This is a genomic window from Treponema sp. R8-4-B8 (assembly GCF_054786175.1).
Genome location: NZ_BDHE01000277.1, coordinates 1 through 557 on the forward strand (window position 1 = coordinate 1; position 557 = coordinate 557).

Annotated in this window: 1 protein-coding gene; it reads left to right on the forward strand. The window is 50.1% G+C overall.

Features of this window, described 5'->3' with window-relative positions; all coding sequences use genetic code 11:
* Positions 1-528: AMP-binding protein (locus tag ACYVRA_RS08380; protein ID WP_461252270.1), on the forward strand; the 528-nt coding region annotated here is incomplete at its 5' end.
* Positions 529-557: the final 29 nt, after the last annotated feature.

Below are 557 nucleotides of genomic sequence, written 5' to 3' on the forward strand. Positions count from 1 at the left end.
ACGCCAGCCCCAGCCGGCGCGGATGAAATGGCGCTTATTCTCGTTTCGGGCGGCAGCACCGCGCTCCCTAAAGCCATCATGCTGTCAAACAAAAACTGTAACGCCCTCGCTATGCAAATGCAGGCGCACGGCGGCCCTCTTACCCCCGGCGATAAAATGCTCTCAATTCTTCCGGTGTTTCACGGTTTTGGCTTTGCCGTGGGCATTCACGCGATGATGATTACAGGCGGAGCGTGCATTCTTGTTCCCAAATTTAAGGCGGGTACTTTAGCTCCGTTAATAAAAAAACACAAACCGCAATTTATGGCCGGCGTTCCAACTTTATATGACGCTCTTGCCGCAAATAAAAAGTTTAGAAAAATTCCTCTTAGCTCCTTTAAAGGCCTTTTTTGCGGCGGGGACTCATTAAGCCCGGAGATAAAACGGCGCTTTGACGAAGTATTAAAAAACGGCAACGCGAAGATTTTTTTGCGCGAAGGATACGGGCTTACCGAAACCGTAAACGCCAGCGCCATTATGCCCCGCTAACAGTACCGCCAAAATTCATTCGGCATTCC